The sequence below is a fragment of the Streptomyces lasalocidi genome (assembly GCF_005280215.1).
GTDB lineage: Bacteria > Actinomycetota > Actinomycetes > Streptomycetales > Streptomycetaceae > Streptomyces > Streptomyces longwoodensis.
This window is the reverse complement of the sequence record NZ_SZNQ01000001.1, coordinates 873,530-895,577: the sequence shown is the minus strand read 5'-3', so window position 1 is coordinate 895,577 and position 22,048 is coordinate 873,530. Positions and strand designations below refer to the sequence as shown.

The window sequence follows — 22,048 nt, the reverse complement described above, 5'->3', positions numbered from 1 at the left end:
GGCCGGTGCGCGTTCAGGGCGGGGCACGGCGTTCACCCCGCCGCGCCCGACGCCTCCCGGGCGATCTGCTCGAACTGGGCACCCATGGCCGCCGCGAGGGCCTGCGCACCCGACAGCGGACGCACCATCACCATGAACCGGTCGATCAGCCCGTCCTCGTCGACGTGGAGGAAGTCGCAGCCGGTCAGCTCGCGGCCGTCCACCCGGGTCGTGAACACCAGGGCGTGGTCGCGGCCGTCGGAGCCGGACAGCTCGCGCTCGTAGCGGAAGTCCTCGAAGACGCGCAAAACCCCGCGCAGGATGGCCGCGGTCAGCGCCCTGCCCTCGTACGGCTTGAACGCCACCGGGCTGGTGAAGACGACGTCCTCGGCCAGCAGCGCCTCCACGGCGTCCATGTCCCGTGCCTCGACGGCCTCGCGGAAGGCGCGCATCGGATCACCTGCGACTCTCTCATCAGTCAACTTTTTGAATAGGTGCGTCCGACAATAATCACCCGCTGTTACCGTGTCCACATGTCTCTCAAGTACGCCGTCCTGGCCGCCCTCCTGGAGGGCGAGGCCTCGGGATACGAGCTGTCCAAGGTCTTCGACGTCTCGCTGGCGAACTTCTGGCCCGCCACTCCGCAGCAGCTCTACCGGGAGCTGGAGCGGCTGGCCGGGGACGGGCTGATCGAGGCCCGGGTGGTGCAGCAGGAACGGCGCCCCAACAAGCGGATGTTCACGCTCACCGAGGCCGGCCGCGCCGACCTGCGGGCCTTCTCCGCCGCCCCGCCGCGCCGGCCCACCGCGATCCGCGACGAGCTGCTCATCAAGATCCAGGCGAGCGACGGCGTCGATCCGGGCACCGTCCGGGAGCTGGTCGAGGAGCGCATGAGCTGGGCGCGCGGCAAGCTCGGCCGGTACGAGCGGGTCCGGGAGCGGCTGCTGGCCGGCCGCTCGGAGGAGGAGTACCTGCGCGAGGCCGACCGCGTCGGCCCGTACCTCACCCTGCTGGCCGGGATCGGCTTCGAGGAGGAGAACCTGCGCTGGTGCGAGCGGGTCCTGTCCGTCCTCGGCCGGCGCGTTGCCCTAAGCTGACCCGGATGTTCAGCCCCGAGGGCCCGACCCTGCGCGAACTCGCCGTCCAGGCGCTGTCGTCCGTCGAGCGCGGCTACGACCTGCTCGCGCCGAAGTTCGACCACACGCCCTTCCGCACCCCGGACCCGGTCCTGGACGCGGTCGCCGCCGCCCTGCGGCGCACCGGCCCCTACGAGGAGGGCCTGGACCTGTGCTGCGGCACCGGCGCCGGCCTGGGCGTCCTCGCCGAGGTGTGCCGCTCGGGCGTCACCGGGGTCGACTTCAGCGCCGGGATGCTGGCGGAGGCCCGCCGGCGCACGGACGTCACCGGCCCGCGGGTCTCCTTCGTCCGCGCGGACGCCCGCGCCCTGCCCTTCGCGTCCGCCTTCGACCTGGTGGTCAGCTTCGGTGCCTTCGGCCACTTCCTGCCGCGTGAACTCCCGGGCCTGTTCCGGCAGGTGCACCGGGTGCTGCGGCCCGGCGGCACCTTTGCCTTCCCGGTCCTCGCGCCACCGCGCCTCGCCCACCCGGCGTTCTGGATGCTGCTGGGCTTCGACGCCGTGATGCGGGTGCGCAACGCCCTGTGGCGGCCGCCGTTCGTGATGTACTACCGGGCCTTCCGGCTCGGCGACGTCCGCCGCGAACTGGAGCGCGCCGGCTTCGCGGTGGACCTGTACGCCCTGCCGGAGTTCGGCCGCCGCGACGACGGCAGCCCCCGCGTCCGCATGGTGGCGGCCCGCCGGACCTCCTGACGCCGCCCCGCGGGGCGGGACGCGGCCGGCCCCGGCGGGCCGCCACCGGGCCTCACCCGGCCGCGGGCAGCGTGAACTCGTAGACCAGGGCGCCCTGGCGGGTGTCGACCAGCAGGTCGGTGATCTCCAGCGGGCGCGCGTACTGGTCGTGCACCCGGCGGGTCACCCGCATCGACGGGGCGTCGGGCAGGCGGGTGATCGCGTCGTGGTGGTGCAGCGTCAGGCCCGCCCGGCGCATCCAGTCGTAGGCGCGCCGCAGTTGGGGCGTGCCGGGTGCGCCGACGCGCTCGCGGTAGCGGGCCAGCTCCTCGACCTCGGCGAGCGCGACGGCCGAGAACGACGTCACGGCCGTACGCCGGCCCCGTCCGTCCGTCCCGGCGGCCTCGTAGCGGTGGACCAGGGTCGGCCGGTGCGGGGCGAGGCCGAGCGCCTCGGCGTGCTCCGGCGGGGGCGGCTCCCAGCTGACGCTGGCCGTGTTCACGGTGCCGGGTTCGGCCGCCCCGGCGCCCAGCGGGAAGGCCAGGCAGGTGGGCGTGGACACCGGCGTTCCCGGCAGGGCGGCGTGACTGCCGCGCCGGTCGGTGTCGACCAGGCCGTCCCGGCGCAGCACGTCCAGTGCCTGTCGTACGGTCTCCCGGCTGACGCCGTACTGCTGCGCCAGCCGCCGTTCACCGGGCAGCCGACGGCCCGGTGGGAAGGTGCCGTCGCGCAGGGCGCCCAGCAGTTCCATGGCGATCCGCCAGTACAGCGGCCGTTCCTCGATGTGCGGGTGCTCCCGGGGGATGCTGCGGGCCATGTGCCGCGCGCCTCCTGTGGTGACGTTTCGTAGCCGTTCGGGCTCGGTGCGCCACCACATCTACCATTGGTCTAAACCACCAGGGAAGGGCGGCCCGCCCGAACGGCCGAAAGCGGGCCCCGTCGCCCCGTCGGCCCCGGCCGCGTCACAGCGCCTGGTACAGGGCGTCCACCAGGGCCATCTTCCGAGGGTCGTCGGCGATCCGCGGCCCCATCCGGTTCATGACGTAGCCCAGCGCCACCCCCGCCTCGGGGTCCGCGAGTCCGCAGGAGCCGCCGAAGCCGTCGTGTCCGAAAGCCCGCGGGTTCGGCCCGTACGAGCCGTGCGGTCCGCTCAGCCACAGACCCAGGCCGATCTCCGTGTCCCGCCCGAGTCCCGCGCCCAGCACCAGGTCCCGTCCGCTGCCCTGTCCCTCGCGCACCCGCTCGACCGCCGCCGGGGACAGGACCCGGTGCCCGGCGTGGGTGCCGCGCCCGGCGAGGACCGCGTACAGCTCCGCCACCGCGCGTGCCGTGCCGTGCCCGTTCGCGGCGGGTATCTCGGCGGCCCGCCACGCCGGGGTGTTGGCCCCGGCCGCGCCCACCGCCGGGTTGGTCAGCGCGGCCAGCGCCACCGGCGCCAACCGGCCGGCGGCCGCCTGCTGTTCGCCGGGTGACGGGGCCGGTGCGTGCTCCAGCTCGGCCACCCGGCCGGCGTCCTTCCCGGGCAGCCCGATCGTGAAGTCGACGCCGAGCGGCCCGGTCACCTCCCGCTCAAGGAACGCGCCCGGTGTCAGCCCCGACACCCGCCGCACCACCTCGCCGACGAGGTGGCCGTAGGTCAGCGCGTGGTAGCCGAACCGCTCACCCGGCTCCCACCACGGCTCGGTGGCCGCGAGGCGCGCGACGGTCGTCCCCCAGTCGCACAGCTGCTCCAGCGAGTGCGGCTCGCGCAGCCCGGCCAGGCCCGCTCGGTGCGACAGCAGGTGCCGTACGAGCACCTTCTCCTTGCCCGCGGCGGCGAATTCCGGCCAGTACGCCGCGACCGGGGCGTCCAGGTCGAGCAGGCCCCGGTCGGCCAGGAGGTGCGCGCACAGCGCCACCGGGCCCTTGGTGGTCGACCAGACGTTGACCAGGGTGTCCCGCTGCCACGGGCGGGTGCGCGCCGGGTCGGCCCAGCCGCCCCACAGGTCCACCACGGCCTCGCCGTCCGCGATCACCGTGACGGCCGCGCCGAGTTCGCCCCGGGTCCGGAAGTTCTCCTCGAACGCCTCCCGCACCGCGGCGAACCGCGCGTCGCAGTGGCCGTGCAGCTGTGCCTCGTCCTCGGACATGGGCGCCCTCCGTCATCCGCCGGGAAACCTGGAACCGTGAAGTCCCGCCCGCGTCGCCGCGGGCCGGGCTCCCCGAACATACCGACCGGTCGGACCAGTGGGAAGGTCACGTCCGCGGAACGCCTCCCGGCCGGCGGGCCGTCCCGACTCAGGCGTGGGACCGCAGCCAGCGCAGCTTCGCGGCCTCCTGGTAGGGGCCGCCGCCCTCGTGGTCGTTGAAGTCGTAGACCTCGACCGCCTTGTCCTCGTGCGCCCAGGCGTTGAAGGCGGCGAACACCGTCGACGGCGGGCAGGTCTGGTCCTCCAGCGCTGCCGAGAACAGCGCGGGCGCCGAGCCGCGCGCCGCGAAGTGCACCCCGTCGAAGTAGGACAGCGTGCGCAGCGCGTCCCCGCTGCGGCCCCGGTGCGTCTTGAGGAACAGGCCTATCTCCCGGTACGGGTGACGGTCCGTCAGGGTCACGGCCCGCGGGAAGTCGCACAGGAACGGCACGTCCGGCGCGACCGCCACCAGGTCGGGCACCAGGCCGCCCACGGCGATCGTGATGCCGCCGCCCTGGCTCGCGCCGACCGCCACCGTGCGCGAGGCGTCGGTCAGCGGGTGCGACCGGGCCGCCTCCACCGCGCGCACCGCGTCCGTGAACACCCGCCGGTAGTAGTAGTTCTCGGGCGCGTCCAGGCCCCGGGTCATGAAGCCCGGGTACGCGGGGGCGCCCGCCACCGGGTCGGCCGTGGCGCCGCCCCCGCCCCAGGTGCTGCCCTGGCCGCGGGTGTCCATGACGAAGTGGGCCCGGCCCGACGACGCCCACAGCAGGTGCTCGTGGGGCAGACCGCGCCCGCCGCCGTAGCCGACGAACTCCACGACGAGCGGCAGCGGTGCGGTGGCGCCGGCGGGCAGCGTCAGCCAGCCCCTGACCGGGTGCCCGCCGAACCCGGCGAACGTCACGTCGAACACCTCGACCGTCGACAGGCCCGTGTCGACCGGCTCGAACCGGGCGTCCAGGTCATGGGCGCGCGCCTCCTGGAGCGTCTTGGACCAGAACGCGTCGAAGTCCTCCGGCTCGGTGGACGCGCTGCGGTACGCGCGCAGTTCGTCGAGGGAGAGGTCGAACAGGGCCATGCAGGACCGCCTTTTTGTCAACGGGCTGAACGAACCAGCACACCGTACGTGCCCGTGACGGCGCCCACCAGACCCCGTGCCCCGCGCGCGGGGACCGCGGCTCAGGCGTTGTGCCGCCGCGTCCACTGCGGTTCGGTGCGGGCCCAGTCCCGCTCCCACTCGCCCAGCCGGCGGCGCAGCGCCACCCGGCGGACCACCGCGTGCGCCAGCAGCACCGTGGTCCCGGCGCCCAGGGCGACGCAGGTGCCGATGGTCAGGGTGTGCTGCCACACCGCCGTCTCGTCGGGCGGCGCGGCGACTCCCCGTCCCCGGGAGTCCAGCCACACGGTCACCGTGTCGCCGGTGCGCGTGCCCGCAGGCACCCGCGCCGCCGTCAGCCGCGGCCGCTCGCCGGGCGGCGTCCAGCGCACGGTGACCCGGTAGCTCCGCCGGCGCCCGTCCTCCATCACCGGCAGGGCGTCCGGGAGGTCACCCACCACCTCGGCGCGCACCCGGTGGCGGTCGGCCCGCTGGGCCGACGCCACGGCACGTGCCTCGTCGTGCGCCCACCGGCCCGCGAGGGACCCGGCCAGGGGCGCGCTCACCAGCAGCAGCACGGCCACCACCAGCGCCGTCCACGCCTCCACCACATCCGACCGGCGCCGCAGCGGATTGCTCCGCCAGCGCCAGCCGCGCACCCGGATTCGCACGTCGACCTCCTCGCCGCACGCGGACGAGTGCCCACAGGAAAGTCGTACGCCTACTGGAGCCATTGTTCAACGGGAAGCCGACGTCACCGGTGGCGCGGGTGCGGCGGGCGGTCAGCCGAAGCGCTCGATGCGGATGCGGTCCACCGGCTGTCCGGCCGCCACCAGCAGGCGCGAGGCGTGCTCGGCGAACCCGTTCGACCCGCACACGTAGGCCTCCCAGCCGCCGGGCGGCCGCTCGGCGAGGACCGGCTCCAGGTGCGCCGCGCCCAGCCGGCCCACGGGTGTGCCCCGGGGCGCCCGGCGGGTGAAGACCGGCGTCGTCTCCGGGCCGTACTCGCGCGCGTAGATCAGCTCCTCGGGGCCGCGCGCGGACACCAGCAGCCGCAGCGGTACGTCCAGACCGCGCGCCCGGTGGTGCCGGACCATCGACATCAGCGGTACGACGCCGGAGCCCGCGCCGACCAGCAGGGCGGGCCGGTCGCCGGGCCAGGCGAAGAAGCCGCTCACCGGGCCGCGCACCTCGACCCGGTCGCCGGGCCGGGCCTCGGTGTGGAACCAGCCGGAGACCTCACCGCCCTCGACGTGGTCCAGGGTCAGCTCGATGTGGCCCGAGTCGTCGGGCGCGGAGGCGATCGAGTAGTGCCGCTGCGCGGTGTAGCCGTCCGCGGCGGTCAGCCGCAGCATCAGGTGCTGGCCGGGCAGGTGCCCCGGCCAGCCGGGCACCGCGAGCCGGAACGTGGCCGCGCGGTCCGTCTCGCGGCGGATCGCGCTGAGCGTGGCCGGCTGCCACTCACCGGCCTGCGGGGCGTCCACGGCGATCCGGCCGGGCACGGCGAACCGGGTCGCCGGGGCGGCGGCCGGGGGAGCGGAGGCCTGCTCGGGGGCGGGGGCGAGGTCAGTCACCGGAGTACCTCTGCTCCTCCCAGGGGTTGCCGCGCGCGTGGTAGCCGTTCTGCTCCCAGAACCCGGGCTCGTCGTGGTCGAGGAGGCGGATGCCGGCGATCCACTTCGCGCTCTTCCAGAAGTACAGGTGCGGCACCAGCAGCCGCGCCGGACCCCCGTGCTCGGGCGGCAGGGGCGCGCCCGCGTACTCGAACGCGATCCAGGCCCGCCCGCCCCGCAGGTCCGCCAGCGGAAGGCTGGTGGTGTACCCGGTGTGCGCGTAGGCCACGGCGTGCGTCGCGGCCGGGTCGGGCCGCACCGCGTCCAGGAACACGTCCAGGGAGACGCCCCCGAACCGCACGCCGAACTTCGACCAGCTGGTCACGCAGTGGATGTCGCCCTCGTAGACCGACCCGGGCAGCGCCCGCGCCTCGGCCCAGGTCCAGGTGCGCTCCTCGGCGACCAGCCCGTCGACGCGGAAGGTCCACTCCTCGGGCGCGAGGTCGGGGGTCACCTCGGCGGACAGGACGGGCCAGTCGGTGCCCGCGTCGTACTGGCCCGGGGGGAGTCCGGGGTGCCGGGCGCGCGAGCGTCCGGTGAAGCCTCGCGTGACGTTCATACGGGGTGGTGCCTGCCTCGGTGCGACGACGGGGGCGCGCGGTGCCGCGCGCGGGGTGCGCCTTCCACCGTAAGGCCACGTCAGCCGTGCTCCCGCCCCGGGTGGGCGGCGATCATTAAAGCGGTGTGAACTTCCACGGCCGTGGGGAATAGCGTCCGGCCCGCACCCCTTGCCCAGTGGTGGCGGCCCCCGTCGGGCCGCGCGAACGAAGGAGAGGGAAGCGATGCCCAAGGCGTACGTCTTCACGCGGTACGGGGGTCCGGAGACCGAGGCGCTGATCGAGGTCGACCGGCCCCGCCCCGGCCCCGGCGAGGTGCTGGTCGCCGTCCGCGCGGCCGGTGTGAACCCCGTCGACTGGAAGCAGCGCACCGGCTTCCGGCGCCCCGGCGAGGACGGCGAGCAGACCTTCCCGGCCGTCCTCGGCAACGAGGTGGCGGGTGTCGTCGAGGAGACCGGCGAGGGCGTCACCGGCTTCGCGCCCGGCGACGAGGTGTTCGGCACCGCGGTGGCCGGCGGCTACGCCGAGTACGCGCTCCTCGCGGGCGACATCACCGCCCGCAAGCCGGCCGGGCTGTCCTTCACCGACGCGGCCGCCCTCCCCGTCGCCGCCGCGACCGCCTACGACGGCGTCCGCCAGCTCGGCCTGCCCGCCGGGGCCACCCTGCTGATCACCGGCGCGGGCGGTGGCGTCGGCGTGGCCGCGACCCAGATCGCCCGCGCCGAGGGCCTGCGGGTCATCGGCGTGGCGAGCGAGTCGAAGAAGGACTCCGTGGAGGCGCTGGGCGCCGTGCACGTCCCCTCCGGGCCGGGCTGGGCCGAGCGGGCCCGGGCCGCGGCCGCACCGGACGGCGTCGACGCGGTGTACGACCTGGTGGGCGGCGAGGTGCTGCCGGAGGCGGCCGGCCTGCTGACCGACCGCTCCCGGCTCATCACGGCCGGCGCGACGGAGGACGCGGTCCGGGCACTCGGCGGCGCCCGCGTGGTCCGCGCCCGCACCGCCGCCGTCCTGGACGCCGTGGCGGACCTCGTGCTGCGCGGGGTGCTGGACCCCCTGGTGACCCGGACCTACCCGCTGGAGCAGGCCGGGTCCGCCCTGCGCGAGGTCGAGGACGGGCACGCCCGCGGCAAGGTCGTCATCGAAGTGGGGGCGGACGCGTGAGCGGGACGTCGCACGACCAGGGCGGGCAGCCGGCCCGGCACGTACTGGACAACCCGGCGCTGGCGTCCCTCACCGGCCCGCACGCCCACTTCGCCGAGCGCCGGGGACGGGTGCTGCGCTACCCGGTCGACGTGTCCCCGTGGCTGGCGCTGCCCGACGAGCCGGACGCCGACGACTGGGCGGACCTCGTCGCGCTGGCCGGGCCCGGCGCGGAGGTCCCGCTGCTCGGCTTCCGGGGCGCGGTGCCGGAGGGCTGGGAGATCACGTTCCGGGCCGAGGGCGTGCAGCTGGTCGACGACGGCCTCGCCGCCGCGCCCGACCCCGAGGCGGTCCGCCTCGGCCCCGCGGACGTCCCCGAGATGCGCGACCTGGTCGCCCGCACCCGGCCCGGGCCGTTCGAGCTGCGCACCATCGAGCTCGGCACCTACCTGGGCATACGCCGGGAGGGCCGCCTCGTGGCGATGGCCGGCGAACGCCTCCACCCGCCCGGCCACACCGAGATCAGCGCGGTCTGCACCGACCCCGCCGCCCGCGGCCAGGGCCTGGCGACCCGGCTGGTCCTCGCCGTCGCCCACGGCATCCGCGAGCGCGGCGAGACACCGTTCCTGCACACCGGCGCCCACAACACCGACGCGATCCGCCTCTACGAGTCCCTCGGCTTCCGGCTCCGCCTCAGGACGGCGTTCCTGGCGGCACGGGCGCCGGAGCGGCTGGGGGAGGAGGACCGGGAGGCGGTGGGGGTGGCCTGACGGCGGATCCGAGCGCGGGGTGAGGTGGCCCGGGCGCCCCGCGCCGCCTCAGTCGTCCTCGGCGGGCCGGGCGTTGTAGCGCACCAGGTACGCCGCGAACCTCTCCAGGTCCTCCGCCTCCCAGTCCGCGAGCCGTTCCCGGAAGGCCGCCCGGCGGCGCTCCGTGACCTGGGCGAGGACGCTGCGGCCCGCCGCGGTGAGGTCGAGGACCTGGACCCGGAGGTCCTCCGGGTCGGGGCGCCGCTCGACCAGCCCCGCGCGCTCCAGCGCGGAGACCTGGCGGCTGACGGTCGACTTGTCCAGGGCGTAGTGCGTGGCCAGGTCGGTCGCCCGGCAGCCGCCGCTCTCCTCCAGGTGTCCGAGCAGCGTGTACGACACCAGCGTCAGCTCGGGGTGCATCCGGCCCGCCGCCGCCCTGGCCCGCCGGGCGAACACGGTCATCTCCCGCTGGATGACCTCGACGGCCGCCCCGGCGCCGTCCCCACCGCGCCGAACCGTACCTGACAGACCACTCATGGTTGCATAATACAACCGTGCCGTGGTCGTTCATCGGGCCGCCGGGACAGGGTCGTTGGGCGGGGGCGTTGGGGTAGGGTGATCGTCCGGTCGCGGATCCGCCGCGCGCCCGTGGAGCCGAGGAGGTGGGACCGATCACCGCAGTACCGCAGCGGGTGCTCCCCCCTCCGCACGGCCCGGAAGGCCGGCGCTAGGACCGCAGGAGCGCCCTTCGCCCTCCGAAAGGCCGCACGGCTGTCATGCCACCCCTGTCACCGTCCCCCGCCCCCTCGCCGTCGTCCCCGGATGCCGTCGTCGCCGCGCTCCGCGCCGCCGGCTGCGTCTTCGCCGAGGACGAGGCCCGGCTGATCCTCGCCACCGCCCGCACCCCCGACGAGGCCGCCGCCCTGGTCGCCCGCCGGGTCGCCGGAGAGCCGCTGGAACTCGTCGTCGGCTGGGCCGAGTTCCACGGCCTGCGCGTCACCGTCGCGCCCGGGGTCTTCGTGCCCCGCCGCCGCACCGAGTTCCTGGTGGACCAGGCCCTCGCCCACGCCCCGCACGCGCGCGTGGTCGTCGACCTGTGCTGCGGCTCGGGCGCGGTCGGCGCCGCCCTCGCCACCGCCCTCGGCTCCGTGGAACTGCACGCCGCCGACCTCGACCCGGCCGCCGTGCGCTGCGCCCGCGGCAACCTCGCGGACCTGGGCGGGCGAGTGTACGAGGGCGACCTGTTCGGTCCGCTCCCGGACCGGCTGCGCGGGCGGGTGGACATCCTCGCCGCGAACGTGCCCTACGTCCCCTCCCGCGAGGTGCCCCTGCTCCCGGCGGAGGCCCGTGACCACGAGCCGCTGACCGCGCTGGACGGCGGCGCCGACGGCCTGGAGGTGCTGCGCCGGGTGGCCGCCGGGGCGCCCGCGTGGCTCGCGCCCGGCGGCTGCCTGCTGGTCGAGACGAGCGAGCGCCAGGCCCCGGACGCCGTCGAGGCGTTCACCGGCAGCGGCCTGACGGCCCGCCTCGCGGTGGACGACGACCGCTGGGCCCACGTGGTGGTCGGCACGCGCACGCCGTGAGGTCAGGTGGCCGCGCCGCTCCCCGAGGGCGCCGGTGAGGGCGTGGAGTCGTCGCCGCCCCACCGCTGCCCCGGGCGGTCGCCGAAGGGGCCGTGGCCGTCCTTGCGGCCCTGGTCCCCGTGGTCGTCGTGGTCGTCGTGGTCGGTGAAGGTGCCGGAGAGCACGCGGTCGGCGGTCCTCGTGCCGCCGTCGCGGGTGCCGATGACCAGGACTGCGTCGCCCTTCTTCAGGGTGTCGGCGCCTGCGGTGGACCCCTTGTCCCGGCGGACGGCGGTGTCCTTGCCCACCGTCCAGGTCCACGAGGCGCCGTCCTCGCTGTGCACGGTGACCCGGTCGCCGTCCGTCTTCTCGACGGTGCCGCGCTGCCAGGTGCGGACGATCCAGTCGCCGGAGCCGGGGTCCTTCACGCTCGCCTCGCCGTGCACCCCCTCGCCGCCGAAGCCGGACCACGGCCCGCGCCCGTGCCGGTCGGGCGACGGCGCCGCGGACGACGAGGACCCCGGTGCCGCCGGTGCCGTACCGCCGGAGCCGCCCGACGTAGCGGCGTAGGCGACCGTGCCGCCCAGGGCGAGCACGGCGACCGTGGTGGCCGCGATCAGCGCGCGGCCCCGTCGTGAACGCCCCTGCCACCGCCCGGTCGGCGCACCGCCGCCGCTGTGCTCCCGCTCCGGCTCGTGCATCTCGGCTCACCTTCCCGGCCCGACGACACGGTCCATCCCTCACTGTGATTGTCCGGGCAGCGGGGTAAGGACGAGGTAACAAATGCCTGTGAATCGGACGTGCGGGGTCCGTCGTCCGCGTCAGTCCCGCTCGCGGGCGCGGGCCACGAGCAGAGCCACGTCGTCGTGGTTGTCGGGCTGGTGCAGGGTGCGCAGGAGGAGGTCGCACAGCTCCTCCAGCGGCCGGCCGGGTCCGTCCAGCAGGGCGAGCAGGGCCTCCAGCCGCTCGTCGAGGGAGTGCCGGCGGGTCTCCACCAGTCCGTCGGTGTACAGCACCAGCCGGTCGCCGGGGGTGAAGTCGACGGCGGTCGTGGAGAACGGCACCCCGCCCACCCCGAGCGGCGCCCCCGTGGGCAGGTCGAGCAGCTCGGGCGACCCGCCGGCGCGCAGCCGCACCGGCGGCAGGTGCCCGGCGTTGGCGATCCGGCACTGGCCCAGCTCGGGGTCGTGGACGACGTAGACACAGGTCGCGATGGAGTGGTCCAGGCCGGACGTGATCCGGTCGAGGTGCTCCAGGAGCACGGCCGGGTCGAGGCCGAGCGAGGCCAGCGTGGCGGTCGCGGTGCGCAGCCGGCCCATCGTGGCGGCCGCGTCGATGCCGCTGCCCATCACGTCGCCGACGACCAGGGCCGTCCGGGCGCCGTCCAGCGGGATCACGTCGAACCAGTCGCCGCCGACCTCGGTGGTGGCGCCGGCCGGCTGGTAGCGGGAGGCCACCTCCAGGCCGCCGGTGACCGGCGGGTGACTGGGCAGCATGCTGCGCTGGAGGGTGAGCGCGGTGGTGCGGGCGTTCTGGTACCAGCGGGCGTTGTCGATCTGCACGGCCGCGCGCGCCGCCAGTTCCCGGGCCAGCAGCAGGTCGTCCTCGGTGAAGGGTTCGGGGTTGACGGTCCGCTTGAGGTCCAGGGCGCCGAGCACCTCGCCGCGCGCGATGAGCGGCACGGCCAGGTACGAGTGGACGCCCGACCGGCGCAGCAGCACGGCCGCCTCGGGGGAGCGGGCGATGCGGACGTAGTCGTCGTCGGCCACCTCGGGCACCAGCACCGGGCTGCCCGTGCGCACGCACTCGGTGACTAGCCGGTCGGGCCCGTAGCGGGCGACCTGGCCGGGCGGGTCGGCCGCCGCCAGCGCCTCGGGGGAGGCGTACGCCCGCACGGCGAGCGCGCGGATGACGGCCGACTCGGTCGGTCCGAAGGTGCCGGGCCGGCCCGCGACGACCGCGTCCAGCAGGTCCACCGCGGCCACGTCGGCGAGCTCCGGCACGGCCACGTCGGCCAGCTCGCGGGCGGTGCGCTCCAGGTCCAGCGTGGTGCCGATGCGGGCCGAGGCGTCCGCGACGAGGGCCAGGCGCCGGCGGGCCGCCTCGGCCTCGACGCCGGCCCGGTGCTGCTCGGTGACGTCCACGACGGACACGGCCACGCCCAGGACGGCGCCGCGGGCGTCCTCCAGCCGGTACAGCGACATCGACCAGGCGTGGTCCTCGTCCGGGTCCGCCGGGGTCCGGCCGACCGTGGCGCGGTCCACGACCGGTTCCCCGGTGCGCAGCACCTTTCGAGCCGCCGCCTCCAGCGCGTCGGCGTCCAGCAGTGGCACCACCTCACGCAGCGTGCGGCCCAGGTGGGCGTCGGCCGGGACGCCGTCGATCCGCTCCAGCGCTGGGTTGACGGACACGTACCGCAGGTCGGTGTCGAGGACGGCCAGCCCGACCGGTGACTGCGAGACCAGACGGGTGGACAGGGCGAGGTCCTGCTCCACCTGGCGCAGTGTCGGCCGGTCGGCGGCCAGACCGAGGGCGTAGACGTCGCCGTGGTCGTCCAGGAGCCGCATGTTGCGGAACTCGATGAGCCGGACGCTGCCGTCCTTGCGGCGGATCGGGAAGGCGCCGGCCCAGCTCTGCCCGGTCCGCACGACGTCGGCGAACAGCTTCACGACCAGCTCGACGTGACGCTCGTGCACCATCACCTGCGCGGCGTACCGGCCCAGCGCCTCCTCGGCCGGATAGCCGAACAGGGTCTCGGCCTGCGGGCTCCACAGCACGATGCGTCCCCGCGCGTCCAGGACCACCGAGGCCACGTTCAGGACGTCGAGGAGGCCACCGGGCCGCATGGGGCCGCCCGTCCCGGCCGCCGCCGGTTCAGCTGCAGTCATGCCACGCACCGCCTCCGTACTGTTGCCGCGGCACGCCGTCCCCCGCGCCGACTCCCCTTGTTCTACCGCGCCCGACCCCGTTCTCCCATGCCTTCCGCACCGCTTCCATCCTCCCCCGGGACGGGGACGGGCGCCGTTCGCCGACTGGTCCGCCCGTGTCCATCATTTGGTCTGTACATGACTACAGAACGCCGCCAGACTGTGCGCCGACCCGCGTCACCCACCCCCCGTCGAGGAGTCGGCCCATGCCCCTGCGCCCTGCCCGCCGCCGCCGTCACGTGGCCCGCACCGCGCTCGTCGTCCTGGCCACCGCGGCCGCCGCCGCCCTGTCCGCGGCCCCGCCCGCCGCGGCGGCGGACACCTGGAGCGAGGTCGGCTCCGACCGCGCCGACCCGCTGACCGAGAGCCAGGGCCTGGCCTCCGTCGAGGTCCCGGCGGGCAGCCCCAACCGCTACACCGGCATCGGCACCGTCCCCCTCGGCCTGTCGATGCGCGGCTGGAACCACGTCGGCGACCCCGACGCCTCGTACAACGGCTACTACGTCGAGCCCTACCAGCGGGACTCGGGCGCCTCGAAGATGTTCCGCGTGCAGGCGCCCGGCGGCGCCTGGTCGGAGTACGTGCACGCGCTGAGCCCCGGCGAGGCCCTGAACAACTCCTGGGTGGCCGTCTCGCCCGACGGCCAGTGGATGCTCACGGGGGAGTGGGGCACCATGACGCGGTTGCTCGTCCTGCCCACCCCCGGCGTCAACGCGAGCACCTCGCCGTCGGCGAACCTCCCGCAGGCGTCCACGGTCCACCTCGACCACGCCGTCCGTGACGTGCAGGGCTGCGACTTCTCCGGCCCGACGACCCTGCTGTGTTCCTCCGACGACCCCGAGGGGTCCCTGTTCGGCATGACCAAGCCGCTGCTCCAGATCGACCTCTCGGCGCAGCCCGGCTCCTCCGACGTCGCCGGGCACGTGACGGCCCTGCGCCAGCTGCCCCTGCGCAGCGGCTGCTCGGGCAGCTTCGAGGCCGAGGGCGTCGACTACGACCGCCGCACCGGCACCCTGCGCGTCATCGTGGTCTCCCCGGGCTTCTGCGTCCTCACCGACAGCAAGACGTACCGCTTCACGCGCGGCTGAGGCGCGCGGGGGAGGGGCAGAGGGCGGGCCGGACATCGCGCCCCGGCGCCCGGCCCGCCCGCCGGCACGAACGCGGCCCGGCGTCCTGCCGGGTCACCGGCGGGCCCGCGCCCCCGAGTCGGCCGACCCTCCCGCGGGCTCACACCCTGTGCCGGCCGGCCCCAGGGTCGGGCCGCGTCCGGCGCCCGGCCTTCCCTCCCGCGCGGACGCACCCGGCGCCCCGCCCACCCGCCCACGCGGACATGGGCCCGGCACCCTGCCGGGTCACCGGCGGGCCTGCACCCTGTGTCGGCCGACTCTCCCGCGGGCCCGCACGCCGTGGCGGCGGTGTCCCCTCGGCCCGCACCCGACGCCCTGCCCGTCGACACGCGCCGCCGCGGCCCGGCGCCCTGCCGCGCGCCGGTGGGCCCTCGGGTCGGCCCGCGCTCGGTGCTCGGCCTCTCCTCCCGCGCGGACGCGTTCGGTGCTCGGCCTCTCGTCCCGCGCGGACGCGTTCGGTGCTCGGCCTCTCGTCCCGCGCGGACGCGTTCGGCGCTCGGCCCACGGACCGAAAAGTGCCGCTCCCGGGGGATGCGGTGCCGTTCGTGGGGAACTCGCGCTCCGCGTCACCGTCACGAGAGGAGCGATCACGATGGACCGCGAGCGATCGCACGAGGAGTCCGTCTCCGTCGAGATCAGCGGATGCAGCAAGGAGGACGCCCGAGTGGTCTTCGACGCGCTCTGTGCGTGCTTCGAGTCCGACCGGTGCGCCGAGGACGTGCCCGAACAACTGGACGATTCGCGTCCCATGGTCTGGCTCGGCACCTTCGAGGTCAGCGAGGCGCACGAGTTCCCGCCGCCCGCCCGGCTCTCGTCCACCGTCACGGCCGACGCGCAGGGCGGTTACTGGGCGATCGAACAGCTCCGCAAGGTGCTGGACGCCCAGTTCAGCTTGCGTGATGTGGGTCACTCCTCGGGCGACCAGGAGAAGGAGCTGCACGTCCTGCTGGAGAGCAAGTAGCCCTACAGCACGGCCGTCGGCGGGTTCCGCGGCGGATCGGGCTCGTTCTGCAACTAGTTGCATAAAGCTTCGGGGTCCTCTACAACAGGGTCGACGACACCCTGCACGGAGGGCCCCGATGAGCCGTTACCCCCACCTGTTGAGCCCCCTCGACCTGGGCTTCACCACGCTGCCCAACCGCGTCCTGATGGGCTCGATGCACGTCGGCCTGGAGGAGGCCGAGCGCGGGTTCGAGCGCATGGCGGCCTTCTACGCCGAGCGCGCCCGCGGCGGAGTGGGCCTCATCGTCACCGGCGGCATCGCCCCCAACGACGAGGGCCGCCCCTACGAGGGCGGCGCCCGCCTGACCACCGAGGCGGAAGCCGAGCAGCACCGCGTCGTCACCGCGGCCGTGCACCGCGAGGGCGGCCGGATCGCCCTGCAGATCCTGCACTTCGGCCGCTACGCCTACCACCGCGACCTCGTCGCCCCCAGCCCCCTCCAGGCGCCGATCAGCCCCTTCGTGCCGCGCGAGCTCAGCGACGCCGACATCGAGCGCACCATCGACGACTACGCCCGCACCGCCCTCCTCGCCCGGCAGGCCGGCTACGACGGCGTGGAGATCATGGGCTCCGAGGGCTACCTCATCAACGAGTTCACCGCCAGCCAGACCAACCACCGCACCGACCGCTGGGGCGGCTCCCACGAGAACCGCGTCCGCTTCCCCCTGGAGATCGTGCGGCGCGTGCGCGAGGCGGTCGGCGAGGACTTCATCGTCGTCTACCGGCTCTCGATGCTCGACCTCGTCCCCGGCGGCTCCACGCTGGAGGAGGTCGTCGACCTCGCCAAGGCGATCGAGGCGGCCGGCGCGACGATCATCAACACCGGCATCGGCTGGCACGAGGCCCGCATCCCCACCATCGCCACCTCCGTGCCGCGCGGCGCCTACACCTGGGTGACCCGGCGGCTCATGGGCGAGGTGTCGGTGCCGCTGGTCACCACCAACCGCATCAACACCCCCGAAGTGGCCGAGCAGTTGCTCGCCGACGGGGTGGCCGACATGGTGTCGATGGCCCGCCCGATGCTCGCCGACCCCGCGTTCGTCGCCAAGGCCGCCGCCGGCCGGCCCGAGGCCATCAACACCTGCATCGGCTGCAACCAGGCCTGCCTCGACCACACCTTCAGCGGGCAGATCACCTCCTGCCTGGTCAACCCCCGCGCCTGCCACGAGACCGAGCTGGTGCTCTCCCCGACCCGGCGCAGGAAGCGCGTCGCCGTCGTCGGCGCGGGCCCCGCGGGCCTGGCCTGCGCGGTCTCCGCCGCCGAACGCGGCCACGACGTCACCCTGTTCGACGCCGCGAGCGAGATCGGCGGCCAGCTCAACGTCGCCCGCCGGGTGCCGGGCAAGCAGGAGTTCGACGAGACGCTGCGCTACTTCCGCCACCGGCTCGCCGAGGAGACCGTCGACGTCCGCCTCGACACCCCCGTCACCGCCGCCGACCTGGCCGACTTCGACGAGGTCGTCGTCGCCACCGGCGTCACCCCGCGCACCCCCGACATCCCCGGCGTCGACCACCCGAGCGTCGTCGGCTACCTCGACGTGCTGCGCGGCACCGCCGAGGTCGGCAAGCGCGTCGCCGTCCTCGGCGCCGGGGGCATCGGCTTCGACGTCGCCGAGTTCCTCACCGACAGCGGTGACGGGGCCAACGAGGACCCGGCGACGTACTTCCGCCACTGGGGCGTCGACACGGACTACCGCGCGCCAGGCGGCCTCGCCGCGCCCGAACGGCCCGCCCCGCCGCGCACCGTGCACCTGCTCCAGCGCAAGACCACCAAGGTCGGCGCCGGGCTGGGCAAGACCACCGGCTGGATCCACCGCACCGAGCTCAAGCACCGGGGCGTCACCATGGTCCCCGGCGTGCGCTACGACCGCATCGACGACGCCGGGCTGCACCTCACCGTCGGCGAGGACAGCACTGTCCTGGAGGTCGACACCATCGTGCTGTGCACCGGCCAGGAGCCGCGCCGCGACCTGTACGAGGAGCTGCTGGCCGCCGGCCGCACCCCGCACCTGGTCGGCGGCGCCGACGTGGCCGCCGAACTGGACGCCAAGCGCGCGATCAAGCAGGGCACGGAGGTCGCAGCCGCCCTCTAGGGCCTGTCGTTTGGATCAGTCCGGCCCGGCCCACGGCGCCTTGTCGCCGACCCGAGCGGGGTCTGGTGCGTGCAGCTGCAAGGCGGAGGAGGGCGGCGACGCGGAGCGTCGCCAACTGACGACAACGCCGCAGATGCGCGTGCCGGACCCCGCGACGCCGGAATGATCCAAACGACAGGCCCTAGCGTCCGGAGTCACCTGGATCCGTCACCTCGGCGGCCGGGCAGCCACCAGTTGGCCCGGCCGAGCGCGGCCACCAGTGCGGGGGCCAGGACACCGCGGACGATCGTGGCGTCGATGAGGATGCCCAGCGCGAGGGCGGTGGCGAAGATCTTGACGTCGGTGGCCGGGACCCGGGAGAGGGAGACGAAGGCGAGGAAGAGGATGACGGCCGCGCAGGTGATGAGGCGTCCGGTGCGCGCCACCCCGTCGACGGTGGCCCGGTCCGTGGAGCCACTGGCCAGGTACTCCTCGCGGATCCTCGACAGCAGGAAGACCTCGTAGTCCATCGACAGGCCGAACAGGAAGGAGAAGACGGCCACGGGCACCCAGGTGGTGACGGCGTCGGAGGCCGACTGGCCGAAGAGGAGTTCCGTACCGTGCCCCTCCTGCCAGATGAGCACCGTGACGCCGTAAGCGGCCGCCAGGGAGAGGACGTTGAGCAGGAGCGCCTTCAGCGGCAGGACGATCGAGCGCAGGGCGCGGGCCAGCAGGAGGAAGGTCACCACGACGATGATCGCGGCGATCCACCAGGCGTTGCCGTACACCGCGTCGACGAAGTCGGCGTCCTGGGCGGGCAGTCCGCCGACCCGCGCCCCCGATCCCTCCGCCGCACTGCGCACCCGCGATGCGGCGGCGGCTCCCTCGGCCGTCGCCGGGTCCGCGGCCGTCCACACGTCGACGACCGACCACGCGCCGCGCCGCCACTCCTGCGGCCCGGCGACGCCGGCCACCCCGTCCACCGCCCCCACGACGGCCCGCGTCCGCGCCGGGTCGCGGGTGAGCACCTCCACGGGCTGGGTGATGCCGTCACCGATGCCCGCGTCCTGCACCGTGCGCAGAGCATCCGCCGCCCCGCCCCCGGCGCTGATCACGGAGTCGTTGCTGGGGGAGCCGAGGCGCAGACCCGCCACCGGCGCGGCGAGGGCGAGCAGCACCACGGCGCTGGCGGCCGCGGCCACCCACCGGTGGCGCACGACCACGGTGGCGATGCTCCGCCACAGCCTGCTGTCGGGCTCGCTGCGGCGCCGGTGCGGCCAGTCCAGCCGCCGGCCCGCCACCAGCAGCAGGGCGGGCAGCAGGGTCAGTGCGGTCACCACGCTGATCAGCGGGATGAGCAGGCCCGTGAAGCCCACGCTGCGCAGGAACGGCACCGGCAGGGCGATCAGCGCCGCGAGGCTGATCGCCACGGTCAGGCCGGAGAACAGCACCGACCGTCCCGCGGTACCGATCGCGCGGGTGACCGCCTCCTCCGGGTCGGCGCCCCGGCCGCGCTCCTCCCGCCAGCGGGTGACGATCAGCAGGGCGTAGTCGATGGCGACACCGAGCCCGATCAGCGCGAGCAGGTACTGCACGATGAACGACACGTCGGTGACGGCCGTCAGGCCCCACATGATCAGGAACGTGGTCAGGATCGACGCGACCGCCACGATCAGCGGGGTGGCGGCCAGCAGGGAGCCGAAAACCAGCACCAGCACGACCAGGGCGCCGATCCCGCCGAACAGCGTCTCGGCGAGCACACCGGCGTCGCCGCCCCCACCGCCCTCGGCGAGCGCGGCCTGGCCGGTCACCGTCACCGTCGTCCCGGTGGCGGCGCCGGCCCTCTCGGCGGCGGCCTCCAGCGAGGGCAGCACCCGGACGTACGGCTCCGGCGCGCCCGGCAGCGGCCTCGGGTAGACCAGCAGCACCCCCGTGCGGCGGTCGGCCGCCAGCAGGTCCGGCTCCTGCTGCCAGCTCACCAGCCGCCCGCCGGGCCGGGCCGCCTCCACCGCGGCGGCGATCCGCGTGGCCTGCGGCGAGCCGAGGCGCTCGCTCCCCGCGGTGACGGCGAGCACGACCGGTGCGTTCTCGCCGCCCGAGCCGAACTCCTCGACGATTCGCTGGTTCGTCTCGTAGCCGGAGCGGCCGGGCAGGCTGCCCTCGTAGCTCAGTGCGTTCGTGGCCCGTGGCGCGGCGAACCCGCCCGCGACGGCGAGCAGGACCCAGCAGGCGATGATCCACCAGCGGTGTCGCACCACGAAGCGAGCCAAGGCGGTCATCAGCACTCCCAGTCCGGTACGGCCCGACGGCCGGTCCCTCACCCTTCGGCGGTCAGGGGCGCGGCGGATGCGCGGCGGGTTGGTGCGGGTGCGCCGGATGTCCGGCGGAGCGGGCGGTGGCCGTATCGCGCGTGCCAAGGCGCCGCACGCTCCGCACTCCGGCTGACCCGAAGGGGTCATGCGCGCAGCGGTCGTCGTGTTCCGAGCCATCAATGCAGGCGGTGGGGGTAAGCGATGGTCACCACGACCGCCCGCAAGGAAGACAGGTGCCCCGTCATGCCCCAGACCCAGGACGTCGTCGAGCTCATCCTCCAGGACCACCGGCGGATGGAAGACCTGTTCCGCCTGATGCGCAGCGTCGAGGCCGACCGCGCCGCGGCGCTCAAGGAGTTCGCCGACCTGCTGGTCGCCCATGCGCAGGCCGAGGAGGCCAAGGTCTACCCCGCGCTCAAGAGGTACAAGAACATCGACGACGAAGAGGTCGAGCACGGCGAGCACGAGCACGACGAAGGCAACGAGGCCCTCCTGGCCCTCCTGGAGGTGGAGGAGGTCGGGTCCGACGAGTGGGACTCCAAGCTGGAGGAGCTGGTGGAGGCCGTCACCCACCACGCCGACGAGGAGGAGCGCACCATCCTCAACGGCGCGCGCGAGAACGTGGCCATGGAGCGGCGCGAGGAACTGGGAGCGGCGTTCCTGGAGGAGCGCGAGCGTCAGCTGAAGGCCGACTGCGGCTCGATCGACAACGTGCGCCGCATCGTCAAGGCCTGACCGCGGCGCCCCGGCGGGACGGCAGCGGTGGGGGACGACACGGCCGGGGGGCCGTCGCACCGGGGGCCCGTCCCTAGGATGAGGCCATGTCACTCCCGCACGCGATCCTCACCGCCCTGCTCGAGAAGCCGTCGTCGGGGCTGGAGCTGACCCGCCGGTTCGACCGGTCGATCGGGTACTTCTGGTCGGCCACGCACCAGCAGATCTACCGCGAGCTGGGGAAGCTGGAGTCCGACGGCCTCATCCGGGCCCTGCCGGCCGAGCAGCCGGCCCGCGGGCAGAAGAAGGCCTACGAGGTCCTGCCCGCGGGCCGCGCCGAGCTGGCCCGCTGGACCGCGGCCGGCCAGGACCCCAAGCCGCAGCGGGACGCGCTGCTGCTGCGGCTGCGCGCCGCCGCCGTGGTCGGCACCGCGGGCCTCGAGGCCGACCTGGCCCGCCACCTCGACCTGCACCGGCGGCAGTTGGCCGAGTACCAGGACATCGAGGAGCGCGACTTCCCGCCCGGCCGGGACGGCCCCGAGGACCGGCTGCGTCACCTGGTGCTGCGGGCCGGCATCGACCTGGAGACCTTCTGGACGGGGTGGCTCGCCCACGCGCTCGCGGAGGTCGCCGACCTGTCCGGGGTCACAGGCGGTACGGCTTCGAGCGACGGCGCAGGAACCACGCCGCCGCGATGACGCCCGCGCCCACCAGCGTGCCCCCCGCCGCCAGGGTGAGGGTGCCGTAGTCGTGGACGGAGCCGCCCGAGCCGCCCATCACGCCGCGCGAGGCGGAGGCCGTCGGCGTGGGCGTGCGGGTGACGGGGGCCGACACGATGACCGACTGGGTACCGGCCGTGGTGCCGTTGGCGCACGTGACGATGACGGTGTACGTGCCGGGGCTGACGTTCGACCAGGCGGCCGACTGGCTGACGGAGGTGCCGGACAGGGCCACCTGCCGCCCCTGCGCGAACGTCGTCTGGCCGCTGCTGAGCAGCGAGCCGGTGCCCCAGGTGCCGTTGGTCTGGGTGGTGCAGGCGCTGGTGACCACGGAGACGGTGGTGCCCACCGTGCTCACGGAGATCCCCTGCACCCGCGCGGCGGCCGGGTCGGCGGTCAGGACGAGGGGCAGCGCGGCGGCGACTGCCACGGTGAGTCCGGAGCGGACGAGAAGGCGTGAGTCGGTCATCGGTGTCCTCCGGCGGCACGGTTGGCGGTACATCC

22 protein-coding genes are annotated in these 22,048 nt (G+C 74.9%); 10 read left to right on the top strand and 12 right to left on the bottom strand.

Annotation, left to right across the window (positions count from 1 at the left end; all coding sequences use genetic code 11):
• Positions 1 to 32: 32 nt before the first annotated feature.
• Positions 33 to 431 carry a nuclear transport factor 2 family protein gene (locus E4U91_RS03900; RefSeq protein ID WP_137305234.1) on the bottom strand — a complete coding sequence of 133 codons (399 nt, stop codon included), beginning with the start codon at positions 429 to 431 and terminating at the stop codon, positions 33 to 35.
• Positions 432 to 512: 81 nt separating this feature from the next.
• Between E4U91_RS03900 and E4U91_RS03895 the strand changes: the two genes are divergently transcribed.
• A complete protein-coding gene (locus tag E4U91_RS03895; protein ID WP_137305233.1) occupies positions 513 to 1,076 on the top strand; it encodes a PadR family transcriptional regulator in 564 nt (187 codons plus the stop codon).
• Positions 1,077 to 1,081: 5 nt separating this feature from the next.
• A complete protein-coding gene (locus E4U91_RS03890; RefSeq protein WP_137305232.1) occupies positions 1,082 to 1,807 on the top strand; it encodes a class I SAM-dependent methyltransferase in 726 nt (241 codons plus the stop codon).
• Positions 1,808 to 1,859: 52 nt separating this feature from the next.
• Here the strand turns inward: E4U91_RS03890 and E4U91_RS03885 are convergent, their stop codons facing one another.
• From E4U91_RS03885 to E4U91_RS03860, 6 genes are all read right to left on the bottom strand, one after another.
• Positions 1,860 to 2,603 carry a GntR family transcriptional regulator gene (locus E4U91_RS03885; RefSeq protein WP_137305231.1) on the bottom strand — a complete coding sequence of 248 codons (744 nt, stop codon included), beginning with the start codon at positions 2,601 to 2,603 and terminating at the stop codon, positions 1,860 to 1,862.
• A 145-nt stretch (positions 2,604 to 2,748) separates the two neighbouring features.
• On the bottom strand, positions 2,749 to 3,915 hold the full coding sequence (locus tag E4U91_RS03880; RefSeq protein WP_137305230.1) for a serine hydrolase domain-containing protein: 1,167 nt from the start codon (positions 3,913 to 3,915) through the stop codon (positions 2,749 to 2,751).
• Between the two features lie 148 nt (positions 3,916 to 4,063).
• Entirely contained in the window at positions 4,064 to 5,032 is a 969-nt protein-coding gene (locus tag E4U91_RS03875) for an acetylxylan esterase (protein ID WP_137305229.1), read from the bottom strand.
• Positions 5,033 to 5,133: 101 nt separating this feature from the next.
• Positions 5,134 to 5,721 (bottom strand): Rv1733c family protein, encoded by a 588-nt coding sequence (locus E4U91_RS03870; protein WP_137305228.1) that lies wholly within the window; start codon positions 5,719 to 5,721, stop codon positions 5,134 to 5,136.
• Between the two features lie 111 nt (positions 5,722 to 5,832).
• The gene (locus E4U91_RS03865) at positions 5,833 to 6,624 is read right to left on the bottom strand and encodes a ferredoxin reductase (protein WP_137305227.1); all 792 of its coding nucleotides are present in this window, start codon (positions 6,622 to 6,624) and stop codon (positions 5,833 to 5,835) included.
• Complete coding sequence (locus E4U91_RS03860; protein WP_137305226.1) at positions 6,617 to 7,222, bottom strand: sulfite oxidase-like oxidoreductase; 606 nt, start codon at positions 7,220 to 7,222, stop codon at positions 6,617 to 6,619. Before E4U91_RS03860 ends, E4U91_RS03865 begins: the two co-directional genes overlap by 8 nt.
• A gap of 223 nt (positions 7,223 to 7,445) precedes the next feature.
• Here E4U91_RS03860 and E4U91_RS03855 point away from each other — a divergent pair, with 223 nt between their 5' ends.
• Together E4U91_RS03855 and E4U91_RS03850 are read left to right on the top strand one after the other, a co-directional pair.
• Positions 7,446 to 8,381 (top strand): quinone oxidoreductase family protein, encoded by a 936-nt coding sequence (locus E4U91_RS03855; RefSeq protein WP_137305225.1) that lies wholly within the window; start codon positions 7,446 to 7,448, stop codon positions 8,379 to 8,381.
• Entirely contained in the window at positions 8,378 to 9,130 is a 753-nt protein-coding gene (locus E4U91_RS03850; protein WP_137305224.1) for a GNAT family N-acetyltransferase, read from the top strand. The genes E4U91_RS03855 and E4U91_RS03850 overlap by 4 nt, the downstream gene beginning before the upstream one ends.
• Before the next feature lie 48 nt (positions 9,131 to 9,178).
• On the opposite strand, the gene E4U91_RS03845 is transcribed toward E4U91_RS03850, so the two are convergent.
• Complete coding sequence (locus E4U91_RS03845) at positions 9,179 to 9,646, bottom strand: MarR family winged helix-turn-helix transcriptional regulator (protein WP_137305223.1); 468 nt, start codon at positions 9,644 to 9,646, stop codon at positions 9,179 to 9,181.
• 239 nt (positions 9,647 to 9,885) lie between these two features.
• Here E4U91_RS03845 and E4U91_RS03840 point away from each other — a divergent pair, with 239 nt between their 5' ends.
• The gene (locus tag E4U91_RS03840; protein ID WP_137305222.1) at positions 9,886 to 10,692 is read left to right on the top strand and encodes a putative protein N(5)-glutamine methyltransferase; all 807 of its coding nucleotides are present in this window, start codon (positions 9,886 to 9,888) and stop codon (positions 10,690 to 10,692) included.
• A gap of 2 nt (positions 10,693 to 10,694) precedes the next feature.
• Here E4U91_RS03840 and E4U91_RS03835 read toward each other — a convergent pair whose 3' ends face one another.
• Positions 10,695 to 11,372 (bottom strand): hypothetical protein, encoded by a 678-nt coding sequence (locus E4U91_RS03835; protein ID WP_137305221.1) that lies wholly within the window; start codon positions 11,370 to 11,372, stop codon positions 10,695 to 10,697.
• Positions 11,373 to 11,492: 120 nt separating this feature from the next.
• On the bottom strand, positions 11,493 to 13,559 hold the full coding sequence (locus E4U91_RS03830) for a SpoIIE family protein phosphatase (RefSeq protein ID WP_241678501.1): 2,067 nt from the start codon (positions 13,557 to 13,559) through the stop codon (positions 11,493 to 11,495).
• Positions 13,560 to 13,804: 245 nt separating this feature from the next.
• On the opposite strand from E4U91_RS03830, the gene E4U91_RS03825 reads away from it, so the two are divergent.
• The 3 genes from E4U91_RS03825 to E4U91_RS03815 all read left to right on the top strand — a co-directional run bounded on the left by E4U91_RS03825 (position 13,805) and on the right by E4U91_RS03815 (position 17,820).
• Positions 13,805 to 14,686, top strand: coding sequence for a hypothetical protein (locus tag E4U91_RS03825; RefSeq protein WP_137305220.1), 882 nt, complete (start codon positions 13,805 to 13,807; stop codon positions 14,684 to 14,686).
• Between the two features lie 631 nt (positions 14,687 to 15,317).
• Positions 15,318 to 15,686: a hypothetical protein gene (locus tag E4U91_RS03820; RefSeq protein ID WP_137305219.1), complete on the top strand. Its 369-nt coding sequence runs from the start codon at positions 15,318 to 15,320 to the stop codon at positions 15,684 to 15,686.
• A 118-nt stretch (positions 15,687 to 15,804) separates the two neighbouring features.
• Positions 15,805 to 17,820 carry an NADPH-dependent 2,4-dienoyl-CoA reductase gene (locus E4U91_RS03815; protein ID WP_137305218.1) on the top strand — a complete coding sequence of 672 codons (2,016 nt, stop codon included), beginning with the start codon at positions 15,805 to 15,807 and terminating at the stop codon, positions 17,818 to 17,820.
• A gap of 194 nt (positions 17,821 to 18,014) precedes the next feature.
• On the opposite strand, the gene E4U91_RS03805 is transcribed toward E4U91_RS03815, so the two are convergent.
• On the bottom strand, positions 18,015 to 20,078 hold the full coding sequence (locus E4U91_RS03805) for an MMPL family transporter (protein ID WP_137305217.1): 2,064 nt from the start codon (positions 20,076 to 20,078) through the stop codon (positions 18,015 to 18,017).
• Positions 20,079 to 20,354: 276 nt separating this feature from the next.
• Between E4U91_RS03805 and E4U91_RS03800 the strand changes: the two genes are divergently transcribed.
• Positions 20,355 to 20,846, top strand: a complete 492-nt coding sequence (locus E4U91_RS03800) for a hemerythrin domain-containing protein (protein WP_137305216.1) — start codon at positions 20,355 to 20,357, stop codon at positions 20,844 to 20,846.
• An 86-nt stretch (positions 20,847 to 20,932) separates the two neighbouring features.
• Positions 20,933 to 21,523 (top strand): PadR family transcriptional regulator, encoded by a 591-nt coding sequence (locus tag E4U91_RS03795; RefSeq protein ID WP_137305215.1) that lies wholly within the window; start codon positions 20,933 to 20,935, stop codon positions 21,521 to 21,523.
• Here E4U91_RS03795 and E4U91_RS03790 read toward each other — a convergent pair.
• A complete protein-coding gene (locus E4U91_RS03790) occupies positions 21,471 to 22,013 on the bottom strand; it encodes a hypothetical protein (protein WP_137305214.1) in 543 nt (180 codons plus the stop codon). The genes E4U91_RS03795 and E4U91_RS03790 overlap by 53 nt on opposite strands.
• Between the last annotated feature and the right edge of the window lie 35 nt (positions 22,014 to 22,048).

What these genes read in the sequence shown, in the direction of transcription:
- E4U91_RS03900 (WP_137305234.1), bottom strand. Translation starts at nt 431, where the DNA reads ATGCGCGCCTTCCGCGAGGCCGTCGAGGCACGGGACATGGACGCCGTG.
- E4U91_RS03895 (WP_137305233.1), top strand. Translation starts at nt 513, where the DNA reads ATGTCTCTCAAGTACGCCGTCCTGGCCGCCCTCCTGGAGGGCGAGGCC.
- E4U91_RS03890 (WP_137305232.1), top strand. Translation starts at nt 1,082, where the DNA reads ATGTTCAGCCCCGAGGGCCCGACCCTGCGCGAACTCGCCGTCCAGGCG.
- E4U91_RS03885 (WP_137305231.1), bottom strand. Translation starts at nt 2,603, where the DNA reads ATGGCCCGCAGCATCCCCCGGGAGCACCCGCACATCGAGGAACGGCCG.
- E4U91_RS03880 (WP_137305230.1), bottom strand. Translation starts at nt 3,915, where the DNA reads ATGTCCGAGGACGAGGCACAGCTGCACGGCCACTGCGACGCGCGGTTC.
- E4U91_RS03875 (WP_137305229.1), bottom strand. Translation starts at nt 5,032, where the DNA reads ATGGCCCTGTTCGACCTCTCCCTCGACGAACTGCGCGCGTACCGCAGC.
- E4U91_RS03860 (WP_137305226.1), bottom strand. Translation starts at nt 7,222, where the DNA reads ATGAACGTCACGCGAGGCTTCACCGGACGCTCGCGCGCCCGGCACCCC.
- E4U91_RS03855 (WP_137305225.1), top strand. Translation starts at nt 7,446, where the DNA reads ATGCCCAAGGCGTACGTCTTCACGCGGTACGGGGGTCCGGAGACCGAG.
- E4U91_RS03845 (WP_137305223.1), bottom strand. Translation starts at nt 9,646, where the DNA reads ATGAGTGGTCTGTCAGGTACGGTTCGGCGCGGTGGGGACGGCGCCGGG.
- E4U91_RS03840 (WP_137305222.1), top strand. Translation starts at nt 9,886, where the DNA reads ATGCCACCCCTGTCACCGTCCCCCGCCCCCTCGCCGTCGTCCCCGGAT.
- E4U91_RS03835 (WP_137305221.1), bottom strand. Translation starts at nt 11,372, where the DNA reads ATGCACGAGCCGGAGCGGGAGCACAGCGGCGGCGGTGCGCCGACCGGG.
- E4U91_RS03830 (WP_241678501.1), bottom strand. Translation starts at nt 13,559, where the DNA reads ATGACTGCAGCTGAACCGGCGGCGGCCGGGACGGGCGGCCCCATGCGG.
- E4U91_RS03825 (WP_137305220.1), top strand. Translation starts at nt 13,805, where the DNA reads ATGCCCCTGCGCCCTGCCCGCCGCCGCCGTCACGTGGCCCGCACCGCG.
- E4U91_RS03820 (WP_137305219.1), top strand. Translation starts at nt 15,318, where the DNA reads ATGGACCGCGAGCGATCGCACGAGGAGTCCGTCTCCGTCGAGATCAGC.
- E4U91_RS03815 (WP_137305218.1), top strand. Translation starts at nt 15,805, where the DNA reads ATGAGCCGTTACCCCCACCTGTTGAGCCCCCTCGACCTGGGCTTCACC.
- E4U91_RS03805 (WP_137305217.1), bottom strand. Translation starts at nt 20,078, where the DNA reads ATGACCGCCTTGGCTCGCTTCGTGGTGCGACACCGCTGGTGGATCATC.
- E4U91_RS03800 (WP_137305216.1), top strand. Translation starts at nt 20,355, where the DNA reads ATGCCCCAGACCCAGGACGTCGTCGAGCTCATCCTCCAGGACCACCGG.
- E4U91_RS03795 (WP_137305215.1), top strand. Translation starts at nt 20,933, where the DNA reads ATGTCACTCCCGCACGCGATCCTCACCGCCCTGCTCGAGAAGCCGTCG.
- E4U91_RS03790 (WP_137305214.1), bottom strand. Translation starts at nt 22,013, where the DNA reads ATGACCGACTCACGCCTTCTCGTCCGCTCCGGACTCACCGTGGCAGTC.